The organism is Agromyces sp. CCNWLW213 (assembly GCF_037199545.1).
GTDB lineage: Bacteria > Actinomycetota > Actinomycetes > Actinomycetales > Microbacteriaceae > Agromyces.
The window spans coordinates 1-18,108 of sequence record NZ_JBBBDX010000004.1 but is presented as its reverse complement, the minus strand read 5'-3'; the positions used below and the strand labels follow the sequence as shown (position 1 = coordinate 18,108).

Genomic DNA, 18,108 nt, shown 5'->3' with positions numbered 1-18,108 from the left:
AGGCGAAGCGCCCGTACCGACCTACCGCGCCTTCGCGACCGCCGCCTCGAGTGCGACCCACCCGAGCATCGCGCACTTGATGCGCATGACGTACCGCGCGACGCCGTGGAACGCGATCGCGTCGCCGAGCACGTCCTCGTCGGGCTCGCCCTCCCCCTTCGAGCGCAGCATCTCGCGGAACGTCTCGGCGGTCGCCAGCGCCTCGCCGACCGGACGCCCCTGCACGAGGTCCGTGAGCACCGACGCCGACGCCATCGAGATGCTGCATCCGTCGCCCTCCCAGGCGACCTGCTCGATGCGCTCGTGGCCGGGGTCGAGCTTCACGCGCAGCGTGATCTCGTCGCCGCACGTCGGGTTGAACTCGTGGTGCTCGCCGTCGGCGCCCGCGAGCGGGCCGTCGCCGTGCCGCTCCCTCGAGTGGTCGAGGATGATCTGCTGGTAGAGGCCCTCGAGTCCGGCCATCAGGACACCTTCCGTCCGACTCCGAAGAAGCCGCGCACCTCGCCCATCGCGGCGACGAACCGGTCGGCCTCGTCGGCGGTCGTGTACACGTGCGCGCTCGCTCGGGTCGTCGCCGTGATGCCGAGCGCGCGGTGCAGCGGCTGCGCGCAGTGGTGTCCGACCCGGACCACGAGCCCGGCCTCGTCGAGGAACTGGCCCACGTCGTGCGCGTGCACGCCGTCGACGGCGACGCTCACGAGTCCGGCGCGGCGCTCGCCGGCGGGCGGGCCGACGATCCGCATGCCCTCGATGGCCTCGATGCCGGCCACGACGCGCTCGGCGAAGGCCTCCTCGTGCGCCGCCACCGCCTCCATGCCGATCGCCTCGAGGTATCGCACGGCGGCGCCGAGCGCGACGGCCTGCGAGACCGCCTGGGTCCCCGCCTCGAACCGGTGCGGCGCCGGGAGGAAGTGCGCCTCCTCCAGGGTGACCTTCGTGATGGTCGACCCGCCGGTGCGCGCCGGGGGCAGCGCGTCGAGCAGCTCATCGCGGCCGTAGAGCACGCCGACGCCGTTCGGCCCGAGCATCTTGTGCGCCGAGAACGCCGCGAAGTCCACGCCGTACGCGGCGAAGTCGACCGGCCGGTGCGGCACCGACTGGCACGCGTCGAGCACGACGAGCGCGCCGCGGCGGTGCGCGAGCTCGGCGATCTCGGCGACCGGCGCGATCTGGCCCGTCACGTTCGACACCTCGGCGAAGGCGACGACGCGCGTGCGCTCGGTGAGCACCGCGGCGAGGTCGCCGACCGTCCAGCATCCGTGCTCGTCGACCCGCACGGGCACGATGCGCGCGCCCGTGCGCTGCGCGACGCGCTGCCACGGCAGCAGGTTGGCGTGGTGCTCGGCCTCGGTGAGCACGATCTCGTCGCCGGGCTGCAGGGCGAACCGTGCGGCGGCCGAACCGCCGATGCCCGCGCTGGCGTCGGCGATGCCGAGCGCCACCATGTTCAGCGCATCGGTGGCGTTCTGCGCCCACACGACCTCGCGCCCGCCCGCGCCGATGAAGCGTGCGACGTCGGCGCGCGCCTCCTCGAAGCGCGTCGTCGCGGCCCCGGTCGCGGCGCTCGCCCCGCGGTGCACGGCCGCGAGGTGGTGCTCGAGGTAGTCGCGCTCGGCGTCGAGCACCGCCGTCGGACGCTGCGACGTCGCGGCGGAGTCGAGGTAGGCGGTGGGCCGGGCGTCGCCGGTCGTCGCGAAGGCGGGGAAGTCGAGGCGGATGTCGCGGACCGGGCGGCCGCCGACCGAGTCGGCGTCGGTGTGATTCATCGCGTCAATCGTCTCACGCGCCATAGCGGACGACGCTGGGAGGAAGGGGAGGAGCCGGGCCGCGACATCCGGAACCCCATTCGATAGCGTGGCCACGTGAAGACCCACCACCTGCGTACCCACCGGAGCGACGAGAACCTGCCGCGCGAGGGCCAGCTGGCCTGGCAGCTCGCGGCCGTCGCGATCGACCCCGTCGACGTCGAGGACGACGTCGTCGACATGGTCGTGAACCGGGTGATCGACAACGCCGCCGTCGCCGCGGCATCCCTCGCCCGCAAGCCCGTGGTCGCCGCACGCAGCCAGGCGCTCGCGCACCCGGTCTCGATCGGCGGCGAGGGCGCCACCGTCGTCGGGGCGGATGCCGCGCGGCGGACCTCGCCCGAGTGGGCCGCCTGGGCCAACGGCGTGGCCGTGCGCGAGCTCGACTTCCACGACACGTTCCTCGCGGCCGACTACTCGCACCCGGGCGACAACATCCCGCCGATCCTCGCGGTCGCCCAGCACCTCGCGGCGGCGCGCGGGCTCACCGGGCGCGAGGTCGTGCGCGCGATCGCCACGGGCTACGAGATCCAGATCGACCTCGTGAAGGCCATCACCCTGCACGCCCACAAGATCGACCACGTCGCCCACCTCGGCCCGTCGGCCGCGGCCGGCATCGGCACACTGCTCGGCCTCGACCAGGAGACGATCTTCCAGTCGATCGGGCAGGCGCTGCACACGACGACCGCCACGCGGCAGTCGCGCAAGGGCGAGATCTCGACGTGGAAGGCGTACGCGCCGGCGTTCGCGGGCAAGATGGCCGTCGAGGCGGTCGACCGCGCGATGCGCGGCGAGACCAGCCCCGTGCCGATCTACGAGGGCGAGGACGGCGTGATCGCCTGGCTCCTCGGCGGCCCGGAGGCCAACTACGACGTGCCGCTGCCCGAGGAGGGGGAGGCGAAGCGCGCCATCCTCGACTCGTACACCAAGGAGCACTCGGCCGAGTACCAGGCGCAGGCGCTCATCGACCTGGCCCGCCGCATCCACGAGGACTACCCGCTCATCCTCGACGACCCCGACCGCATCGAGTCGATCACCATCCACACGTCGCACCACACGCACTACGTGATCGGCTCGGGCGCGAACGACCCGCAGAAGTACGACCCGGATGCCTCGCGCGAGACGCTCGACCACTCGATCCCGTACATCTTCACGGTCGCCCTGCAGGACGGCACCTGGCACCACGCCGACTCGTACGCGCCCGAGCGCGCGCATCGCCCCGACACCGTCGCACTCTGGCGCAAGGTGTCGACCGTCGAGGACCCGGAGTGGACGCGCCGCTACCACTCGCTCGACATCGACGAGAAGGCGTTCGGCGGCCGTGTCGTCCTCCGCCTCGCCGACGGCAGCGAGATCGTCGAGGAGATCGCCGTCGCCGACGCCCACCCGCTCGGTGCGCGGCCCTTCGGGCGCGAGCAGTACGTGCAGAAGTTCCGCACGCTCGCCGAGTGGGTGCTCGAGGAGGCCGAGATCGACCGGTTCCTGGATGTCGCGCAGCGCCTGCCCGAGCTCGGCCCCGACGAGCTCGGCCAGCTGACGCTCACGGCCGCGCCGGGCGCCCTCAACCACGTGGAGATCCCGACCGGCCTCTTCTGACCCCCACGTCGCCACTGCCCGAGGTCGGTGCGATGGTGGTCGCCGTGGTACTCCAGCCCCTCGCCGTCCTCGCGGAAGAGCGGCTGGGGACAGGAGGCGGGAGGATGAGGGGGCATCGTAGGCTGGGGTGGCGCCCGCGACGCGGCGGGCGGCCGACATCCCACGAGGAGAACGATGAGCGAGCAGACGTCGCAGGAGACCACCGCGGCCGCGGCCTTCCAGCCGCAGATCTTCAAGGGGCTCGCGGGTGTCCCCGTCGACTACACCGCCATCTCGAAGGTGAACCCCGAGACGAACTCGCTGCTCTACCGCGGCTACCCGGTGCAGGAGCTCGCGGCATCCGTCACCTTCGAGGAGGTCGCCTACCTGCTCTGGCACGGCGACCTGCCGGACGACGCCCAGCTGGCCGAGTTCGAGGAGCTCGAGCGCAGCCACCGCGGCCTCGACCACGAGGTCAAGCGCATCGTCGACGAGCTCCCGCTCACGGCGCACCCGATGGACGTGGTCCGGACGGCCGTCAGCGTCATCGGAGCGAGCGACCCGACGACGCCCGACGACTCGCGCGAGGCGAACCTCGAGAAGGCGATCCGCCTCTTCGCGAAGCTGCCCTCGATCGTCACGTACGACCAGCGCCGCCGGCACGACCTCGAGTTCGTCGAGCCGCGCGCCGACCTCGGCTACTCGGCGAACTTCCTCTGGCAGGCGTTCGGCGAGGCGCCCGAGCTCGAGGTCGTGAACGCCTTCGACGTGTCGATGATCCTGTACGCCGAGCACTCGTTCAACGCGTCGACGTTCACGGCGCGCGTGATCACCTCGACCCTCGCCGACCTGTACTCGGCGGTCGTCGGCGCGATCGGGGCGCTCAAGGGCCCGCTGCACGGCGGCGCGAACGAGGCGGTCATGCACGCGTTCGACGAGATCGGCCTGGGCGACGGGTCCGCCGAGCGCGCGGTCGCCTGGCTCGACGCGGCGCTCGCCGAGAAGCGCAAGATCATGGGCTTCGGGCACCGCGTGTACAAGAACGGCGACAGTCGCGTGCCGACCATGCGCGATGCGCTCGAGCGGATGGCGGAGCACTACGACCGCCCGGACATCCTCGAGGTCTACACGGCGCTCGAGCAGGCGATGGGCGAGCGCAAGAGCATCAAGCCGAACCTCGACTACCCGGCCGGGCCCGCGTACCACCTGATGGGATGGGACACCGAGACCTTCACGCCGCTGTTCGTCGCGAGCCGCGTCACGGGTTGGACCGCCCACATCATGGAGCAGCACGCGTCGAACGCGCTCATCCGCCCGCTGTCCGTCTACAACGGCCACGACGAGCGGCACGTGCCGCCGAAGGGCAACGCGACGGGCGAGCCCGCGGCGTAGCGGAGCGGCCGCCCCGCGCGGCGTTCGCGACTGCGCACAATTCCGCGCCGCGGTATCCGTCGTCGGCCTGTGCGCACACACGAATGATGGGGTATCCACGACGGATCGCGCCTACAGTCGTGGACTATGCACATGTTGTTCCGCACGCTGCTGCACGTGCTCTTCCTGTCGCGACGCAAGCCCGACCTCGGCCACTACGACGTCGCGCACACGCGGTTCGTCGTGCTGCCGACCGACCTCGACATCAACCGGCACATGAACAACGGCGTGTACTTCTCGATCATGGACGTCGCGCGGTTCGACCTGCTCGTGCGCAGCGACGTGTTCCGCATCATGCGGCAGCGCCGCTGGTACCCGGTCGTGGTGAGCGAGACGATCACGTTCCGCAAGTCGCTCGAGCCGTGGCAGCGGTTCACGATCGAGTCGCGCCTGCTGGGCTTCGACCAGAAGGCCGTCTACTGCGAGCAGCGGTTCGTCCGCCCGGGCCGCGACGGCGAGCCCGAGGTCTACGCGAAGGGCTTCATCCGCGCCCGCTTCCTGCGCAAGGAGGGCGGCACGGTCCCCGTGTCCGAGCTGATCGAGGCGTTCGGCGCGCCGCCCGCGAGCGACGAGCTGCCCGAGTGGATCGAGCGGTGGGGTGCGGATGTCGCGCTGCCCGCGACGCGCGCCGAGGCGCCGTCCGTCTGGGCCTGACCGACCGGACCCCGTCCCCCTACGTGACCGCCTTCCTCGGGATCACGATCTCGCGGAGGATGAGCAGGATGCCCGCCGAGATCGGGATCGCCACGAGCGCCCCGAGCAGCCCCAGCAGGGTACCGCCCGCGAGCGCCGAGATGAGGACGATCGTGCCCGGCACCTGCACGGCCTTGCCCATCACGCGCGGCGTCAGGATGTAGGCCTCCACCTGCATGTAGATCAGCATGGCGATCAGGACGACGAGCGCCGCGGTGGGCGAGACGAAGAGCGAGACGACCGTCATGAGCACGGTCGTGAGCACCGTTCCGATGAGCGGGATGAGCGTCACGAACAGTGCGATGACGCCGAGGATCAGGGCGTAGGGGTTGCCCGTGAGCACGAGCAGGATGGTCGAGAACACGGCGTTGAAGAACGCGAGCACCACCATGCCGCTGAGGTACTTGCCGATCGACTGCATGATCCGCTCGGCGAGCGGCACCACCACGGGCCGGTCGGATGCCGCGACGAGCGTGTAGATCGCGCGCTTGGAGCTGTCGAGCGTGGCGATGAAGTAGACGGAGAGCACGACCACGAAGAAGCCGGTGGAGACGGCGTTGAGGATCCTCGCACCGAAGGCGAGCGCGCCGCCGCCGATCGTCGCCCAGGTGTTGGGGTCGGAGAGGATGCCGCCGATGCCGCTCGCGAGGGCCGAGGCGACTCCGTTGGTGGTCTCGTCGACCCGCTCGAACCAGCCCGAGTCCTCGAGCGCGCGCACCTGCCCCGGCAGGTTGGTGATGAGCGAGGTCGCCTGGCTCACGACCGGCGGGATGAGGATCCAGACGATCCCGACGACGACCGCGATGAACAGGATCAGGACGGTGACGATCGCGGTCGGTCGCGACATCCCGCGACGCTCGAACCAGCGGATGAGCGGGTCGAGCCCGAGCGCGACGAATGCGGCGATGAAGACCGACAGCAGCACGTCGCTGAGGTTCACGACGACGACCGCGAGCAGCGCCGCGACGAGGATCCCGAGCGCGACGAGGAAGCCCCACCGCACCGGGTGCTCGGCGAAGAGTCCCTGGCCGCCGTCGGCCGGCTGCGCAGCGGCGGCGGACGTGCCGCGGAGGCGCGAGGTGCGTACGCGCGCGGCCGCACGGGCCGACCGGCCGATCGCCGGCCTCCGTTCGATGCTCACCGAGGCCTACGCGGCCGGGACCCGGAGCTCGCGGTAGTGCGGCCCGAGGGTGTCGAGGTAGCCGTCGCGGTCCCAGTCGGGGAGGGGCGAGCCGGCGCGGGCCGCGGCGAGCCGGTCGAGGTAGAAGTCCCAGCCGGCGCCGAGGCTGCCGACGTCCTCGCGCGGCGGGAGCCGGTGCGCGAGGGTCAGCGTCGTCAGTCCGCTGCCCTCCGCGAGGTGCACGAGCAGGCGCCACGGCGGGGCGTCCTCGCCCTGCTGGATGTCGAGGTGCATGCGGTGCGGCGGCGCGCACTCGAGGATGGTCACGTCCTGCCAGGGCGCGCCGTCGCCCTCGGCGCCCATGCGGAACCGCACCGCCCCGGTGGCCGGGCTGCCCTTGTAGGTGCCGATCCACGCGTCGAGGGCCGTGGGGTTGGTGAGCGAGAACCAGATCTCCTCGATCGGGGCACGGAACAGTCGGTCGAGCTGCAGGTACAACCCGTCGGCCTTCTGCGTGTAGTGGCCGGTCGGTCGGATGCTGGTCATCTTCGCCCCCCGCGTGTCGTCCTGGATTCAGGCTAATCCCGGCGTCGGCGCACGGCTAGAGTGACGCGCATGGGCAGTTCGGGATCGAAGCCCCGGGTCACGCACACCGCGGCTCAGGCGCAGCACGAGGACGAGGCACTCCGCATCGGCGGGCGGCATCCGGACATGTGGGGCTGGTTCGTCGGCCTCATCGTGTTCGCACTGATCGCGGTGCCGCTCAGCGCCGCGTTCGCGTTCGCGACCAACCCGGGGACGCAGCAACTGTTCGCCGGCCGGCTCTCGGAGGCGACCACCGCGGGCTACCAGGCGTTCTGGTGGGTCGTGACGCTCATGCTGCTCGCGCTGCCGGTGCTCGTCGGCTACGGGATCGCCCGCATGTCGGCTCGCGCGCTCATCATCGTGGGCGGCGTGGTGGCGGTGTTCTTCATCGCCGTGCTCGTCCTCGGGCAGATGTTCGTCTTCTAGCCGGGTCGACGAGCGGATGGCGCGGCGCCGGCCGCCCAGCGTCGGCTACGGCAGCTGGCCCTCGAGCACGGCCATCGCGGCGTTGTGCCCGCCGAGGCCGCTGACCGCGCCGCCTCGCACCGCGCCGGAGCCGCACAGGAGCACGCGGGGGTGCGCCGTCGCCACGCCCCATCGCTCGGCGGGCGTCTCGAGCGGGGCGCCGGGCTCGGCCCACGGCCACGACAGCGGCCCGTGGAAGATGTTCCCGCCCGGCATGCCGAGGGCCTCCTCGAGGTCGCGCGTCGTCTTCACCTCGATGCACGGGCGGCCCGCGGCATCCGACGCGATCACGTCGGCGATCGGCTCGGCGAGCACGGAGTCGAGCGAGGCGAGCACGGCGTCGCGGAGGAGCTCGCGCAGCTCGTCGTTGCCGTAGCGGTCGACGAGGCGGTCGGGCACGTGGAGGCCGAAGACCGTGAGCGTCTGCGCGTCGGAGTCGGCGAGGTCGGGGCCGAGGATGCTGCGGTCGCTGAGGGTGTGGCAGTAGATCTCGCAGGGGAGCGGGTCGGGCAGGATGCCGCCCGAGGCGCTCGCGTAGGCCTCGGCGAGCTGCGTGCCCAGCTCGTTGATGTGGAAGGTGCCGGCGAACGCCTGCTCCGGCGCGACCGTCTCGTCTCGGAGGCGCGGGAGGCGCGTGAGAAGCAGGTTCGCCTTGACCTGGGCGCCCTCCGGGATGCCGAGCCGCGCGACGCGCCGACGGGCGTACTCGTCGAGCGGGACCTCGGGGTCGGCGGCGGTCGGGCGCTCGTCGCGTGGGGCGACGGCGGGCTCGTGCTCCGGGTCGGGCCGCGAGCCGTCGCCTGCGGCTCCTCCTCGACCCGCGGCGGAGGCGACGAGCCGGTCGAGCACGTGCGGCGCCACGTTCGCGAGGACGACGTGGGCGCGCGCCATCCGCTCGCTGCCGGCCTCGAGCCAGCGGACCTCGCCGGTCTCGGGGTCGACGGCCGTGACCTCGGCCCCGGTGCGGAGGCTCGCGCCCGCCTCGCGCGCGGCCCGCGCGAGCTCGCCGGAGACCGCGCCCATGCCGCCGACGGGCACGTCCCAGTCGCCGGTCCCGCCGCCGATGACGTGGTACAGGAAGCAGCGGTTGGCGTCGAGCGACCCGTCGGCGAGGTCGGTGAACGTGCCGATCAGCCCGTCGGTCGCGACGACGCCGCGGACGAGGTCGTCGGCGAACCGCGCGTCGATGGCGGCGCCGAGGGGCTGCTCGACGAACTCGCGCCAGATGCGCTCGTCGCCGACGAGCGCACGCGCCTCGTCGCGCGTCGGCAGCGGCTCGGTGAGCGTCGGGAAGAGGGCCTCCGCGACGCGCGCGGTGTCGGAGTAGAAGGCCGCCCACGCGTCGGCGTCGTCGGCCGCGCCGACCCGCGCGAAGGCGTCGCGGGCGGCCGCGGCCTCCGACTCGACGTCGACGAGCAGGCCGCGGCTCGGGTCGCGCGGGTCGGGCGTGTACGACGAGAAGCGACGGCGCACGAGGCGGATGTCGAGCCCGAGGTCGTCGATGATGCGCTGGGGGAGCAGGCTCACGAGGTACGAGTACCGGCTGAGCCGGGCGTCGACGCCCTCGAACGCGTTCGCCGAGACGGCCGCGCCGCCGAGGTGGTCGTCGCGCTCGAGCAGCAGCACGCGCTTGCCCGCGCGGCCGAGGTACGCGGCGGCGGTGAGTCCGTTGTGGCCGCCGCCGACGATGACGACGTCATGGTCGGGCGCGGTCTCGGCGGCGGGGGCTGCGGGGGCGGGCTGCGCTTCGTCGGGCATCCATCGAGCGTAGACGAGCGGATGCCGCATCCGCCCGCCGTGCCGCGCCTCGCCTCGCCCGCCGAGCTCGCGCACGATGAAGGAGGATCCGGCCGACACGCCGGAGGATCCCGGCGCGCCGCCGGGATCCTCCTGCAGTGCGAGCTCAGCGGGCGCGGCGCATCGCACGCACCCCGAGCGCGAGCCCGACCGCGCAGGTGACCGCCGCCGCCAGCGCGCCGCCGAGGATCGACGGGTCGGCGAAATCGCCCGCGAGGAGCGCGCGCTCGGCGTCGACGACGTAGCTCAGCGGATTGACGGACGCGGCGACCTGCATCCACGCGGGGCCCTCGTCGAGCGGCAGCAGCATGCCCGAGAGGATCATGAGCGGGAACAGCAGCGTCTGGTGCACCATCCAGAACATCCAGTCGCGGTCCCGGCAGGCGAGCGCGAGCGTGTAGCTCAGCGAGCCCAGTCCCACGCCGAACACCGCGAGCACGACGAGTCCGACCACGAGGCCGGGCACGTCGAGCCGGAACCCGAACGGCACGGCCCCGAGCACCACGAGGGTGCCCTGGACGACGAGCGGCACGACGTCCTTGAGGGCTCGCCCGACGAGCAGCGCGCCGCGCGAGAGCGGGGCGACGAGCGTGCGCTCGTGGGATCCGGTCTGCATCTCGAAGAGCAGGTTCGCGCCGGTCGACCCGGTGCCGAACAGCGCGACCATGACGAGGATGCCGGGCACGAACCACTGCAGCGTGCCGGCGACGTCGCCGCCGGCGGCGCCGACGAGGAGCGGGCCGAACAGCCCGAGGAACACGAGCGGCTGCACGAGCGAGAACACGACGCTGAAGGGGTCGCGGACGAGCGGGCGCGACTCCCGCACGAAGACGGCCGCGGTGTCGCGGGCGAACCCCGTGGGGCGGGCGACGGATGCCGCGGAGACGGAGGTGGTCATGAGCAGTCCTTTCACAGTGCGGGTCGAGGAGCGGCCGTCAGGCCGCGTCTCGAGACCCGGTCGATGCGTGCTGGAGGTCTCGAGACGGCCCTGGCGGCGCCTCCTCGACCCGCGAGTCGGAGGAAGCGGATGCGGCGCCCTCCTCGCGGAGGCTCCGCCCCGTGAGCGCGAGGAACACGTCGTCGAGCGTGGGCGGGCGATGCGTCGCGGCGCGCACCTCGAGCCCGACCGCGGCGAGGTCGCGGATCCAGCGGGGAAGCGCCCGGTCGCCGTCGGGCGCCGTGATCGTCACGACCGCCCCGCGCGACTCCCCGCCGACGCGAGCGGCCGCGGCCGCGGCATCCGTCGCCGACCCGAACTCGAGCGTCACGCGGTCGCCCGCGAGCTGCTGCTTGAGCGCCGGCGCGGTGTCGTCGGCGATGACCCGGCCGTGGTCCATGACCATGACGCGCTCGGCGAGCTGGTCGGCCTCGTCGAGGTAGTGGGTGGTGAGGAAGATCGTCGTGCCGGTCTCGCGGCGGAGGTCGACGATGTGCTCCCACAGGTTCGCCCGGCTGTGCGGGTCGAGGCCGGTCGACGGCTCGTCGAGGAAGAGCAGCTCGGGACGGTGGATCAGCCCCAGGGCGATGTCGACGCGCCGCTTCTGGCCGCCCGACAGCGACTGCACCTGCCGGTTGGCGACCTGGCCCAGCTCGAGCGATTCGATGAGGTCCGCGGCCCGCGTGCGGGTCTCGCGGCGGCCCATGCCGTAGAACGCGCCCTGCGCGTGCAGCTCGTCGCGCACGCGCTGGGTGTGCCCGCCCGAGGTGCCCTGGCCGACGTAGCCGATCCGCCGGCGCACCCCGCCGGGGTCCCGGCGGATGTCGCATCCCGCGACGGTCGCCTCGCCGGCGGTCGGCGGCAGCAGCGTCGTGAGCATGCGCACCGTGGTCGACTTGCCGGCGCCGTTCGGCCCGAGGAACGCCACGAGCTCGCCCTCGGCGACGGAGAGGTCGACCTCCCGCACGGCCTCCACGTCCTGTCCCTTCGCGCGGAACGTCTTGGTGAGGCCCCGCGCCGTGATCATCTGGTTCGTCATGATCCGAGGATCTCGAGGCATCCGGTCACCTTCTGTCCTGAATGGGAGGAGAATCGCGATATGGCTGCGACCACCACCCGCACGCTCGAACTGCTCTCGCTCCTCCAGAGCCACCGGCATTGGACGGCGCGCGAGCTCGTCGACCGGCTCGACGTCTCCGAGCGCACCCTGCGCCGAGACGTCGAGCGGCTCCGCGAGCTCGGGTACTCCATCGAGTCGACGCGCGGAGTGGCGGGCGGCTACCGGCTCGAAGCGGGCACCGGGCTGCCGCCGCTCCTGCTCACCGACGACGAGGGCGTCGCGATCGCGGTGGGGCTGCGCTCGCAGGCGGCGGCGGGGCTGCGCGGCGCCGAGCACACCACCCTCAGCGCGCTCGCGAAGCTCGAGCAGGTGCTGCCGCCCGCGCTGCGCCGACGCATCGAGGCGCTGCAGGCGGTCGCGGCGCCGGCCGGGCCGAACGGTGGCGGGCCGGGCGGCTCGGGCGGCGCGGCATCCGTCGACAGCGACCTGCTCGCGCAGCTCGCGCTCTGCTGCCGCGACAGCGAGCGGGTCCGCATGCGGTACACGGATGCCACGGGCGCGACATCCGCTCGCTCGATCGAGCCGCACCGGCTCGTGCCCCTCGGCCGCCGCTGGTACCTGCTCGCGTGGGACCGCGACCGCGACGACTGGCGCACGTTCCGCCTCGACCGCATCGACGACGTCTTCCCGACGCGCGTGCGGTTCACGCCGCATCCGCTGACCGACGAGGAAGCGCTCGACCGGGTGCAGCGGGCGGTGCGCTGGCGCGAGCACACCGTGCGCGCCAGGGTGCACGTCGACCTGCCCGCGGCGGAGCTGCACGCGCGACTCGGGTGGTGGGCGCGCGACGCGGTCGCCTCGCCCGACGGGGCGGGCTCGGTGTGGCCCGTCGAGGGCGAGTCCGCCCCGATGGTCGCGGCGGCGCTGCTCTGGGTGCCCGATGGCGTCGGATGCCGCATCGAGGGGCCGCCGGAGCTGCGCGCGTACCTGCGCGCGCAGGCGGCGCGATTCGCCGCCGCCGCGGTCGCCGACTGACCCGCGGGCGTTGCGGCCGTCGGCGGGGCGCGGTCGAATTGCCGTATGGACATCGCCTTCATCGCCGGGTTCGGCCCGATCGGCACCGTCGACTCCGCCTCGCACGACTTCTGGGCCGGCGCACTCGGCGTCCCGTTCCACGAGAACGCCCCGCGCTACTTCCACACCGAGGAGGTCGCGGGCGCGAAGGCGTTCGCGATCTGGCCGCTCGACCAGGCCGCCGAGGCCACGTTCGGCACGACCGAGTGGCCCGTCGACCGGCCCGTGCCGCAGGCGTGGATCGAGTTCGACGTGGCGTCCGCCGAGGCGGTCGCGCCCGCCGTCGAGGAACTCCGCGCGAAGGGGCTCGAGGTCCTCGTCGAGGCGCACGAGGAGCCCTGGGGCCAGGCCACCTCACGGCTGCAGAGCCCGGAGGGGCTGCTCGTCGGAATCAGCTACACCCCGTGGATGCACGACGCCGCCTGACCCTGGGATGTCGTGCAGGAACGGGCGCTCCGCGGCGCCGGGAGGCACCGTTCCTGCACGAGATCGGGCCGTGCGCGCCGGGGGTGGAGGGCGTCAGGCTCCGGCGTCCGGCCGGTCGCTGCGTGCGGCGGCGCGCGCGAGCGCATCACGGGCTGCGACGACCGCGGGGCGTCGGGCCGACGCGCGTCGCGTCGACGAGAACACCTCGCGCTCGGGGTCGCCGGGCAGCGGCGCGAGGTGCACGCTCGGCGGCTCGCCCGCCCACACGAGGTCGGGCAGCAACCCGACCGCATTGCCCGACCTGATCAGGCGGATGTGACCCATGAGGTCGGCGGTCTCGAAGCGCACGTCGGGCTCGAACCCCGCCTCGCGGCAGAGCTGTTCCGCGAAGCGCCGCGCCGCCGTGCCCCGCGGCTCCATCACCCACGGCAGCCCCGCCGCGCCGCGCAGCTGCTCGACGGCGGGACTCCGCAGTCCGCCACGCTCCGCGGCATCCGCAGCGTGGTCTGCTGCTGAGCGGATGCCGCCGGGGGTGGGCGGGTCGGCGGGGGCGAGAGCGGGCGGGGCGGCGGTGTCGACGGGGGCCGCGGCGGGATCGACGCGGCGGGCCGTGCGATGGCGCGCCGACGGGTGCGGCGGCAGCGCCAGGCGGATCGCGTCGCGCGCGAGCGGCACCCGGTCGAGCTCCGGGTGCAGCGGACGGGTCGTGCCGGGGTACTGCTCGGCGACCACGAGGTCGAAGTCGCGCGCGGCCACGTCGAACAGCGCGAGCTCGGGTTCGCGCTCGGTGATCTCGACGCGCAGGTCGGGGTGCTCGGCGGCGAGCAGCGTGAGCGCCTGCGGCACGACGGCGTGGGCCGCGGACTGGAACACCGCGATGCGGACCGTGCCGCCGACCGTCGTGAGCGAGCGGGCGACATCCGCCTCGGCCTCTTCGAGTCGTTCGAGTACGGCCTGCGCGTGTCCCACGAGCAGCTCCGCCTGCGGGGTGAGCTGGACGCGCCGGCCGACCTGGACGAGGAGCGGCACGCCGGCCTCCTTCTCGAGCTGCGCGAGCTGCTGCGAGACGGACGACGGGCTGTACGCCAGCGCCTCGGCGACGGCAGCGAGCGTGCCGCGGCGGCTCAGCTCGACCAGGAGGCGCAGGCGGCGTACGTCGAGCATCGCGTGGCACCTCCTCGCGCGGCATCCGCCGGGTTAGGTTCGGCGTGCCGGATGACGGCACCGAACATTCGGGAAACACGAACAGTATGCATCGGATTCATTCGCTGTACTGAACGGATGCCGCGGGCGCACACTGGAATCGGCGGGTGCGCACCACCCCGCGCACACCCCTGCACCCGAGAACGAAGGACATCGTCGTCGTGACCACTCAGAACACGCTCGCGAACGTCGTGCCGAGCACCGACCACGTCGTGGCGCTCGTCGAGCGCTGGCTCGCCGAGAGCAGCACCCACCCCGTCGACCCTGCCGCGCAGCGCCTCGCCGGCGTCCTCAAGGACCCGAACGGGCTCGCCTTCACCGTCGGGTTCGTCGACGGCGTCATGCGCCCCGAGGACCTGGGCGTGGCCGGACGCAACCTCGCCGAGGTGGCGAAGCTCACCCCGAAGTTCCTGCCGGCGTACCTCACGGCGGCGATCCGCCTCGGCGGCGCGATGGCGCCCGCGTTCCCGTGGGTCGTCATCCCGATCGCCCGCCGGGTGCTGCGCGCCATGGTCGGGCACCTCGTGCTCGACGCCACGCCCGCCAAGCTCGGTCCCGCCATCGCGCAGCTCCGCGAGACCGGCAACCGCCTGAACCTCAACCTGCTCGGCGAGGCCGTGCTCGGCGAGGCCGAGGCCGACCGCCGCCTGAAGGGCACGTACGACTTCCTCGCGCGCGACGACGTCGACTACGTCTCGATCAAGGTGTCGAGCGTCGTGAGCCAGCTCTCGATGTGGTCGTTCGACGAGGCCGTCGAGAAGGTCGTCGCGAAGCTCACCCCGCTGTACGAGCTGGCCGCGAAGGCCGGCGTCTCGAGCGCCTCGGCCCGCACGGGCGGGAAGTTCATCAACCTCGACATGGAGGAGTACCGCGACCTCGACCTCACCATCGCGGTCTTCAAGCGGCTGCTCGACCAGCCGCAGCTGCAGCAGCTCGAGGCCGGCATCGTGCTGCAGACCTACCTTCCCGACGCGCTCGGTGCCATGCAGGACCTCACCGAGTGGGCGCAGGCCCGCCGCGCCGCGGGCGGCGCGCCGATCAAGGTGCGCGTCGTCAAGGGCGCGAACCTCGCCATGGAGCACGTCGACGCGGCCATCCACGACTGGCCGCTCGCGACCTACGACACCAAGCAGGACTCCGACACCAACTACAAGCGCGTCCTGCACTGGTCGATGACGCCGGAGCGCATCGACGCCGTGAAGCTCGGCGTCGCCGGCCACAACCTCTTCGACGTCGCCCACGCGTACCTCACCGCGAAGGAGCGGGGCGTCGAGGCGGGCGTCGAGTTCGAGATGCTCCTCGGGATGGCGACCGGCCAGGCCGCGGCGGTCCGCGGCGACGTCGGCCGCCTGCTGCTGTACACGCCCGTCGTGAACCCGTCGGAGTTCGACGTCGCGATCGCGTACCTCATCCGCCGCCTGGAGGAGAACGCGAGCCAGGAGAACTTCATGTCGGCCGTGTTCGAGCTCTCGGAGAACCGGGCGCTGTTCGAGCGCGAGCGCGACCGCTACCTCGCGTCGCTCGCCGCGCTCGAGGGCGAGGACCCCGAGGCGCCCGCGCCCGCCCCGAACCGCACGCAGAACCGCCGCACCGAGTGGGACGAGAAGGATGCCGCCGAGCTGGGCGCGCCGGTCGCCGCGCCCGCGCCCGGCGACCAGCACGAGGGCTCGCTCACGAGCGTCGTGCTCGGCATCACGCGCGGATCCGACGGCGAGCCCGTGCTCGGCTACGCCGACGAGGCGACGGCGCCGGCCGGCCCGGGCGTCACCCCCGGCTTCCGCAACGAGCCGGACACCGACCCGGCGCTCGCCGCGAACCGCGAGTGGGGTCGTCGCATCCTCGAGCGCGTGCCCACCTCGACGCTCGGCATCGACACCCTGCGGGCCAACCGCATCGACACGGTCGACGAGCTCGAGCAGCTCATGTCGACGGTCGCCGCGAACGGCGCCGAGTGGGGCCGGATGTCGGGCGACGAGCGCGCCGCCGTGCTGCACCGCGCGGGCCTCGCGCTCGCCGCGAACCGCGACCGCCTCATCGAGGTCATGGCCGCCGAGACCGGCAAGACGATCGCCGAGGCCGACCCCGAGATCAGCGAGGCCATCGACTTCGCGCACTACTACGCCGAGCGGGCCCGCGAGCTCGACCGCGTGCAGGGCGCCCGGTTCGTCCCGTCCAAGCTGACCGTCGTCACGCCGCCGTGGAACTTCCCGGTCGCCATCCCGGCCGGCGGCGTGCTCGCGGCGCTCGCGGCGGGCTCGGGCGTCATCATCAAGCCCGCGAAGCTCTCGCAGCGCTCGGGCGCCGTCATGGTCGAGGCGCTGTGGGAGGCGGGCATCCCGAAGGACCTGCTCGCGCTCGTCGACCTCGGCTCGCGCGAGCTCGGCACCAAGCTCGTGTCCGACGAGAAGGTCGACCGCGTCATCCTCACCGGCGCGTACGAGACCGCCGAGCTGTTCCGCTCGTTCCGCAGGGACCTGCCCCTTCTCGCCGAGACGAGTGGCAAGAACGCGATCATCGTCACGCCGTCGGCCGACCTCGACCTCGCGGCATCCGACGTCGTCAAGAGCGCCTTCGGCCACGCCGGCCAGAAGTGCTCGGCCGCGTCGCTCGTCATCCTCGTCGGCTCGGTCGCGAAGTCCGAGCGGTTCCGCCGCCAGCTCGTGGACGCCGCCACGTCGCTCCGCGTCGGCTGGCCCGAGCACCCGTCGAGCCAGATGGGCCCGATCGTCGAGCCCGCGAACGGCAAGCTGCTCCACGCGCTCACGACGCTCGGCGCCGACGAGGAGTGGCTCGTCGAGCCGAAGCGGCTGGACGACACGAACCGGCTCTGGTCGCCCGGCATCCGCGCCAACGTGAAGCCCGGCTCCTACTTCCACCTCACCGAGTTCTTCGGCCCGGTGCTCGGCGTCATGCACGCCAGGGACCTCGAGGAGGCCATCCGCTTCCAGAACGCGGTCGACTTCGGCCTCACCGCGGGCCTGCACTCGCTCGACTCCGACGAGATCGCGACCTGGCTCGAGACGGTCGAGGCAGGCAACCTGTACGTGAACCGCGGCATCACGGGCGCCATCGTGCAGCGCCAGCCGTTCGGCGGCTGGAAGCGCTCCTCGGTCGGCGCGGGCGCCAAGGCCGGCGGCCCGAACTACCTGTTCGGCCTGGGCGACTGGCAGCCCGACCACGGCGACGGCAGCCGCTCACTGCACCTGCGGGGGCTCGAGCGCCGGGTCACCGAGCTCATCGAGGCGTCGCAGTCGTCGCTCGACTACGACTCCTACGAGGTGCTCCGCCGCGGCGCCCTCTCCGACGAGGTCGCCTGGGCCGAGGAGTACGGCACCGTCAAGGACGTCTCGGGCGTCGGCGTCGAGCGGAACCTGTTCCGCTACCTCCCGCTGCCGGTCACGATCCGCGTGAGCGAGGACGCGACGCTCGCCGACGGCCTCCGCGTCATCGCGGCGGGCCTGCTCGCGAAGTCGCCGCTCACGGTCTCGACCGCGCACGAGCTGCCGAAGGGCGTGCGCGCGCTGCTCGCGGCCCGCGACATCCGGGTCGTGCGCGAGGGCGACGCCGGATGGCTGGCGCGTGCCGCGAAGGGCGAGATCTCCACGTCGCGCGTGCGCCTGGTCGGCGGCTCGGCGACGGCGCTCGCCGAGGCGACGGACGGCACGCCCGACCTCGCGGTGTGGTCGCACCCGGTCACCCCGTCGGGACGCGTCGAGCTGCTGCCCTTCCTGCACGAGCAGGCGGTGTCGATCACCAACCACCGGTTCGGCAACCCGACGACGATCTCCGACGGCGTCATCTAGTCCGGCGTCGCCGGGTGCCGGGGGGGGGGGGGGGGGGGGGGGGGGGGGGGGGGGGGCAAGGGGGGGGGGGGGGGGGGGGGGGGGGGGGGGGGGGGGGGGGGGGGGGGGGGGGGGGGGGGGGGGGGGGGGGGGGG

General features: G+C 73.1%; 15 protein-coding genes. 7 read left to right on the top strand and 8 right to left on the bottom strand.

Annotation, left to right across the window (positions count from 1 at the left end; genetic code table 11):
- Window positions 1-21: 21 nt before the first annotated feature.
- A complete protein-coding gene (gene sufU, locus WBQ80_RS09435) occupies window positions 22-462 on the bottom strand; it encodes a Fe-S cluster assembly sulfur transfer protein SufU (RefSeq protein WP_336570776.1) in 441 nt (146 codons plus the stop codon).
- Window positions 462-1,766 (bottom strand): aminotransferase class V-fold PLP-dependent enzyme, encoded by a 1,305-nt coding sequence (locus tag WBQ80_RS09430; RefSeq protein ID WP_336570777.1) that lies wholly within the window; start codon window positions 1,764-1,766, stop codon window positions 462-464. The genes sufU and WBQ80_RS09430 overlap by 1 nt, the downstream gene beginning before the upstream one ends.
- Before the next feature lie 96 nt (window positions 1,767-1,862).
- On the opposite strand from WBQ80_RS09430, the gene WBQ80_RS09425 reads away from it, so the two are divergent.
- From WBQ80_RS09425 to WBQ80_RS09415, 3 genes are all read left to right on the top strand, one after another.
- Window positions 1,863-3,401, top strand: coding sequence for an MmgE/PrpD family protein (locus tag WBQ80_RS09425; protein ID WP_336570778.1), 1,539 nt, complete (start codon window positions 1,863-1,865; stop codon window positions 3,399-3,401).
- 174 nt (window positions 3,402-3,575) lie between these two features.
- Entirely contained in the window at window positions 3,576-4,772 is a 1,197-nt protein-coding gene (locus WBQ80_RS09420) for a bifunctional 2-methylcitrate synthase/citrate synthase (RefSeq protein ID WP_336570779.1), read from the top strand.
- A gap of 126 nt (window positions 4,773-4,898) precedes the next feature.
- Complete coding sequence (locus tag WBQ80_RS09415; protein WP_336570780.1) at window positions 4,899-5,465, top strand: acyl-CoA thioesterase; 567 nt, start codon at window positions 4,899-4,901, stop codon at window positions 5,463-5,465.
- 19 nt (window positions 5,466-5,484) lie between these two features.
- Here the strand turns inward: WBQ80_RS09415 and WBQ80_RS09410 are convergent, their stop codons facing one another.
- Both WBQ80_RS09410 and WBQ80_RS09405 read right to left on the bottom strand, forming a co-directional pair.
- Window positions 5,485-6,645, bottom strand: a complete 1,161-nt coding sequence (locus WBQ80_RS09410) for an AI-2E family transporter (protein ID WP_336570781.1) — start codon at window positions 6,643-6,645, stop codon at window positions 5,485-5,487.
- 6 nt (window positions 6,646-6,651) lie between these two features.
- On the bottom strand, window positions 6,652-7,170 hold the full coding sequence (locus WBQ80_RS09405) for an SRPBCC domain-containing protein (protein ID WP_336570782.1): 519 nt from the start codon (window positions 7,168-7,170) through the stop codon (window positions 6,652-6,654).
- Window positions 7,171-7,239: 69 nt separating this feature from the next.
- On the opposite strand from WBQ80_RS09405, the gene WBQ80_RS09400 reads away from it, so the two are divergent.
- Window positions 7,240-7,635 carry a hypothetical protein gene (locus WBQ80_RS09400; protein WP_336570783.1) on the top strand — a complete coding sequence of 132 codons (396 nt, stop codon included), beginning with the start codon at window positions 7,240-7,242 and terminating at the stop codon, window positions 7,633-7,635.
- 45 nt (window positions 7,636-7,680) lie between these two features.
- Here the strand turns inward: WBQ80_RS09400 and WBQ80_RS09395 are convergent, their stop codons facing one another.
- From WBQ80_RS09395 to WBQ80_RS09385, 3 genes are all read right to left on the bottom strand, one after another.
- Entirely contained in the window at window positions 7,681-9,432 is a 1,752-nt protein-coding gene (locus tag WBQ80_RS09395; protein ID WP_336570784.1) for a phytoene desaturase family protein, read from the bottom strand.
- A 145-nt stretch (window positions 9,433-9,577) separates the two neighbouring features.
- Window positions 9,578-10,369, bottom strand: coding sequence for an ABC transporter permease (locus tag WBQ80_RS09390; protein ID WP_336570785.1), 792 nt, complete (start codon window positions 10,367-10,369; stop codon window positions 9,578-9,580).
- A 37-nt stretch (window positions 10,370-10,406) separates the two neighbouring features.
- Window positions 10,407-11,447: an ATP-binding cassette domain-containing protein gene (locus WBQ80_RS09385; RefSeq protein WP_336570786.1), complete on the bottom strand. Its 1,041-nt coding sequence runs from the start codon at window positions 11,445-11,447 to the stop codon at window positions 10,407-10,409.
- 60 nt (window positions 11,448-11,507) lie between these two features.
- On the opposite strand from WBQ80_RS09385, the gene WBQ80_RS09380 reads away from it, so the two are divergent.
- Together WBQ80_RS09380 and WBQ80_RS09375 are read left to right on the top strand one after the other, a co-directional pair.
- Window positions 11,508-12,503, top strand: a complete 996-nt coding sequence (locus WBQ80_RS09380; RefSeq protein ID WP_336570787.1) for a helix-turn-helix transcriptional regulator — start codon at window positions 11,508-11,510, stop codon at window positions 12,501-12,503.
- A 45-nt stretch (window positions 12,504-12,548) separates the two neighbouring features.
- Window positions 12,549-12,968, top strand: a complete 420-nt coding sequence (locus WBQ80_RS09375) for a VOC family protein (RefSeq protein WP_336570788.1) — start codon at window positions 12,549-12,551, stop codon at window positions 12,966-12,968.
- Between the two features lie 93 nt (window positions 12,969-13,061).
- On the opposite strand, the gene WBQ80_RS09370 is transcribed toward WBQ80_RS09375, so the two are convergent.
- Complete coding sequence (locus WBQ80_RS09370; protein ID WP_336570789.1) at window positions 13,062-14,132, bottom strand: LysR family transcriptional regulator; 1,071 nt, start codon at window positions 14,130-14,132, stop codon at window positions 13,062-13,064.
- Window positions 14,133-14,332: 200 nt separating this feature from the next.
- On the opposite strand from WBQ80_RS09370, the gene WBQ80_RS09365 reads away from it, so the two are divergent.
- The gene (locus WBQ80_RS09365; protein WP_336570790.1) at window positions 14,333-17,974 is read left to right on the top strand and encodes a bifunctional proline dehydrogenase/L-glutamate gamma-semialdehyde dehydrogenase; all 3,642 of its coding nucleotides are present in this window, start codon (window positions 14,333-14,335) and stop codon (window positions 17,972-17,974) included.
- The last annotated feature ends 134 nt before the right edge of the window (window positions 17,975-18,108 follow it).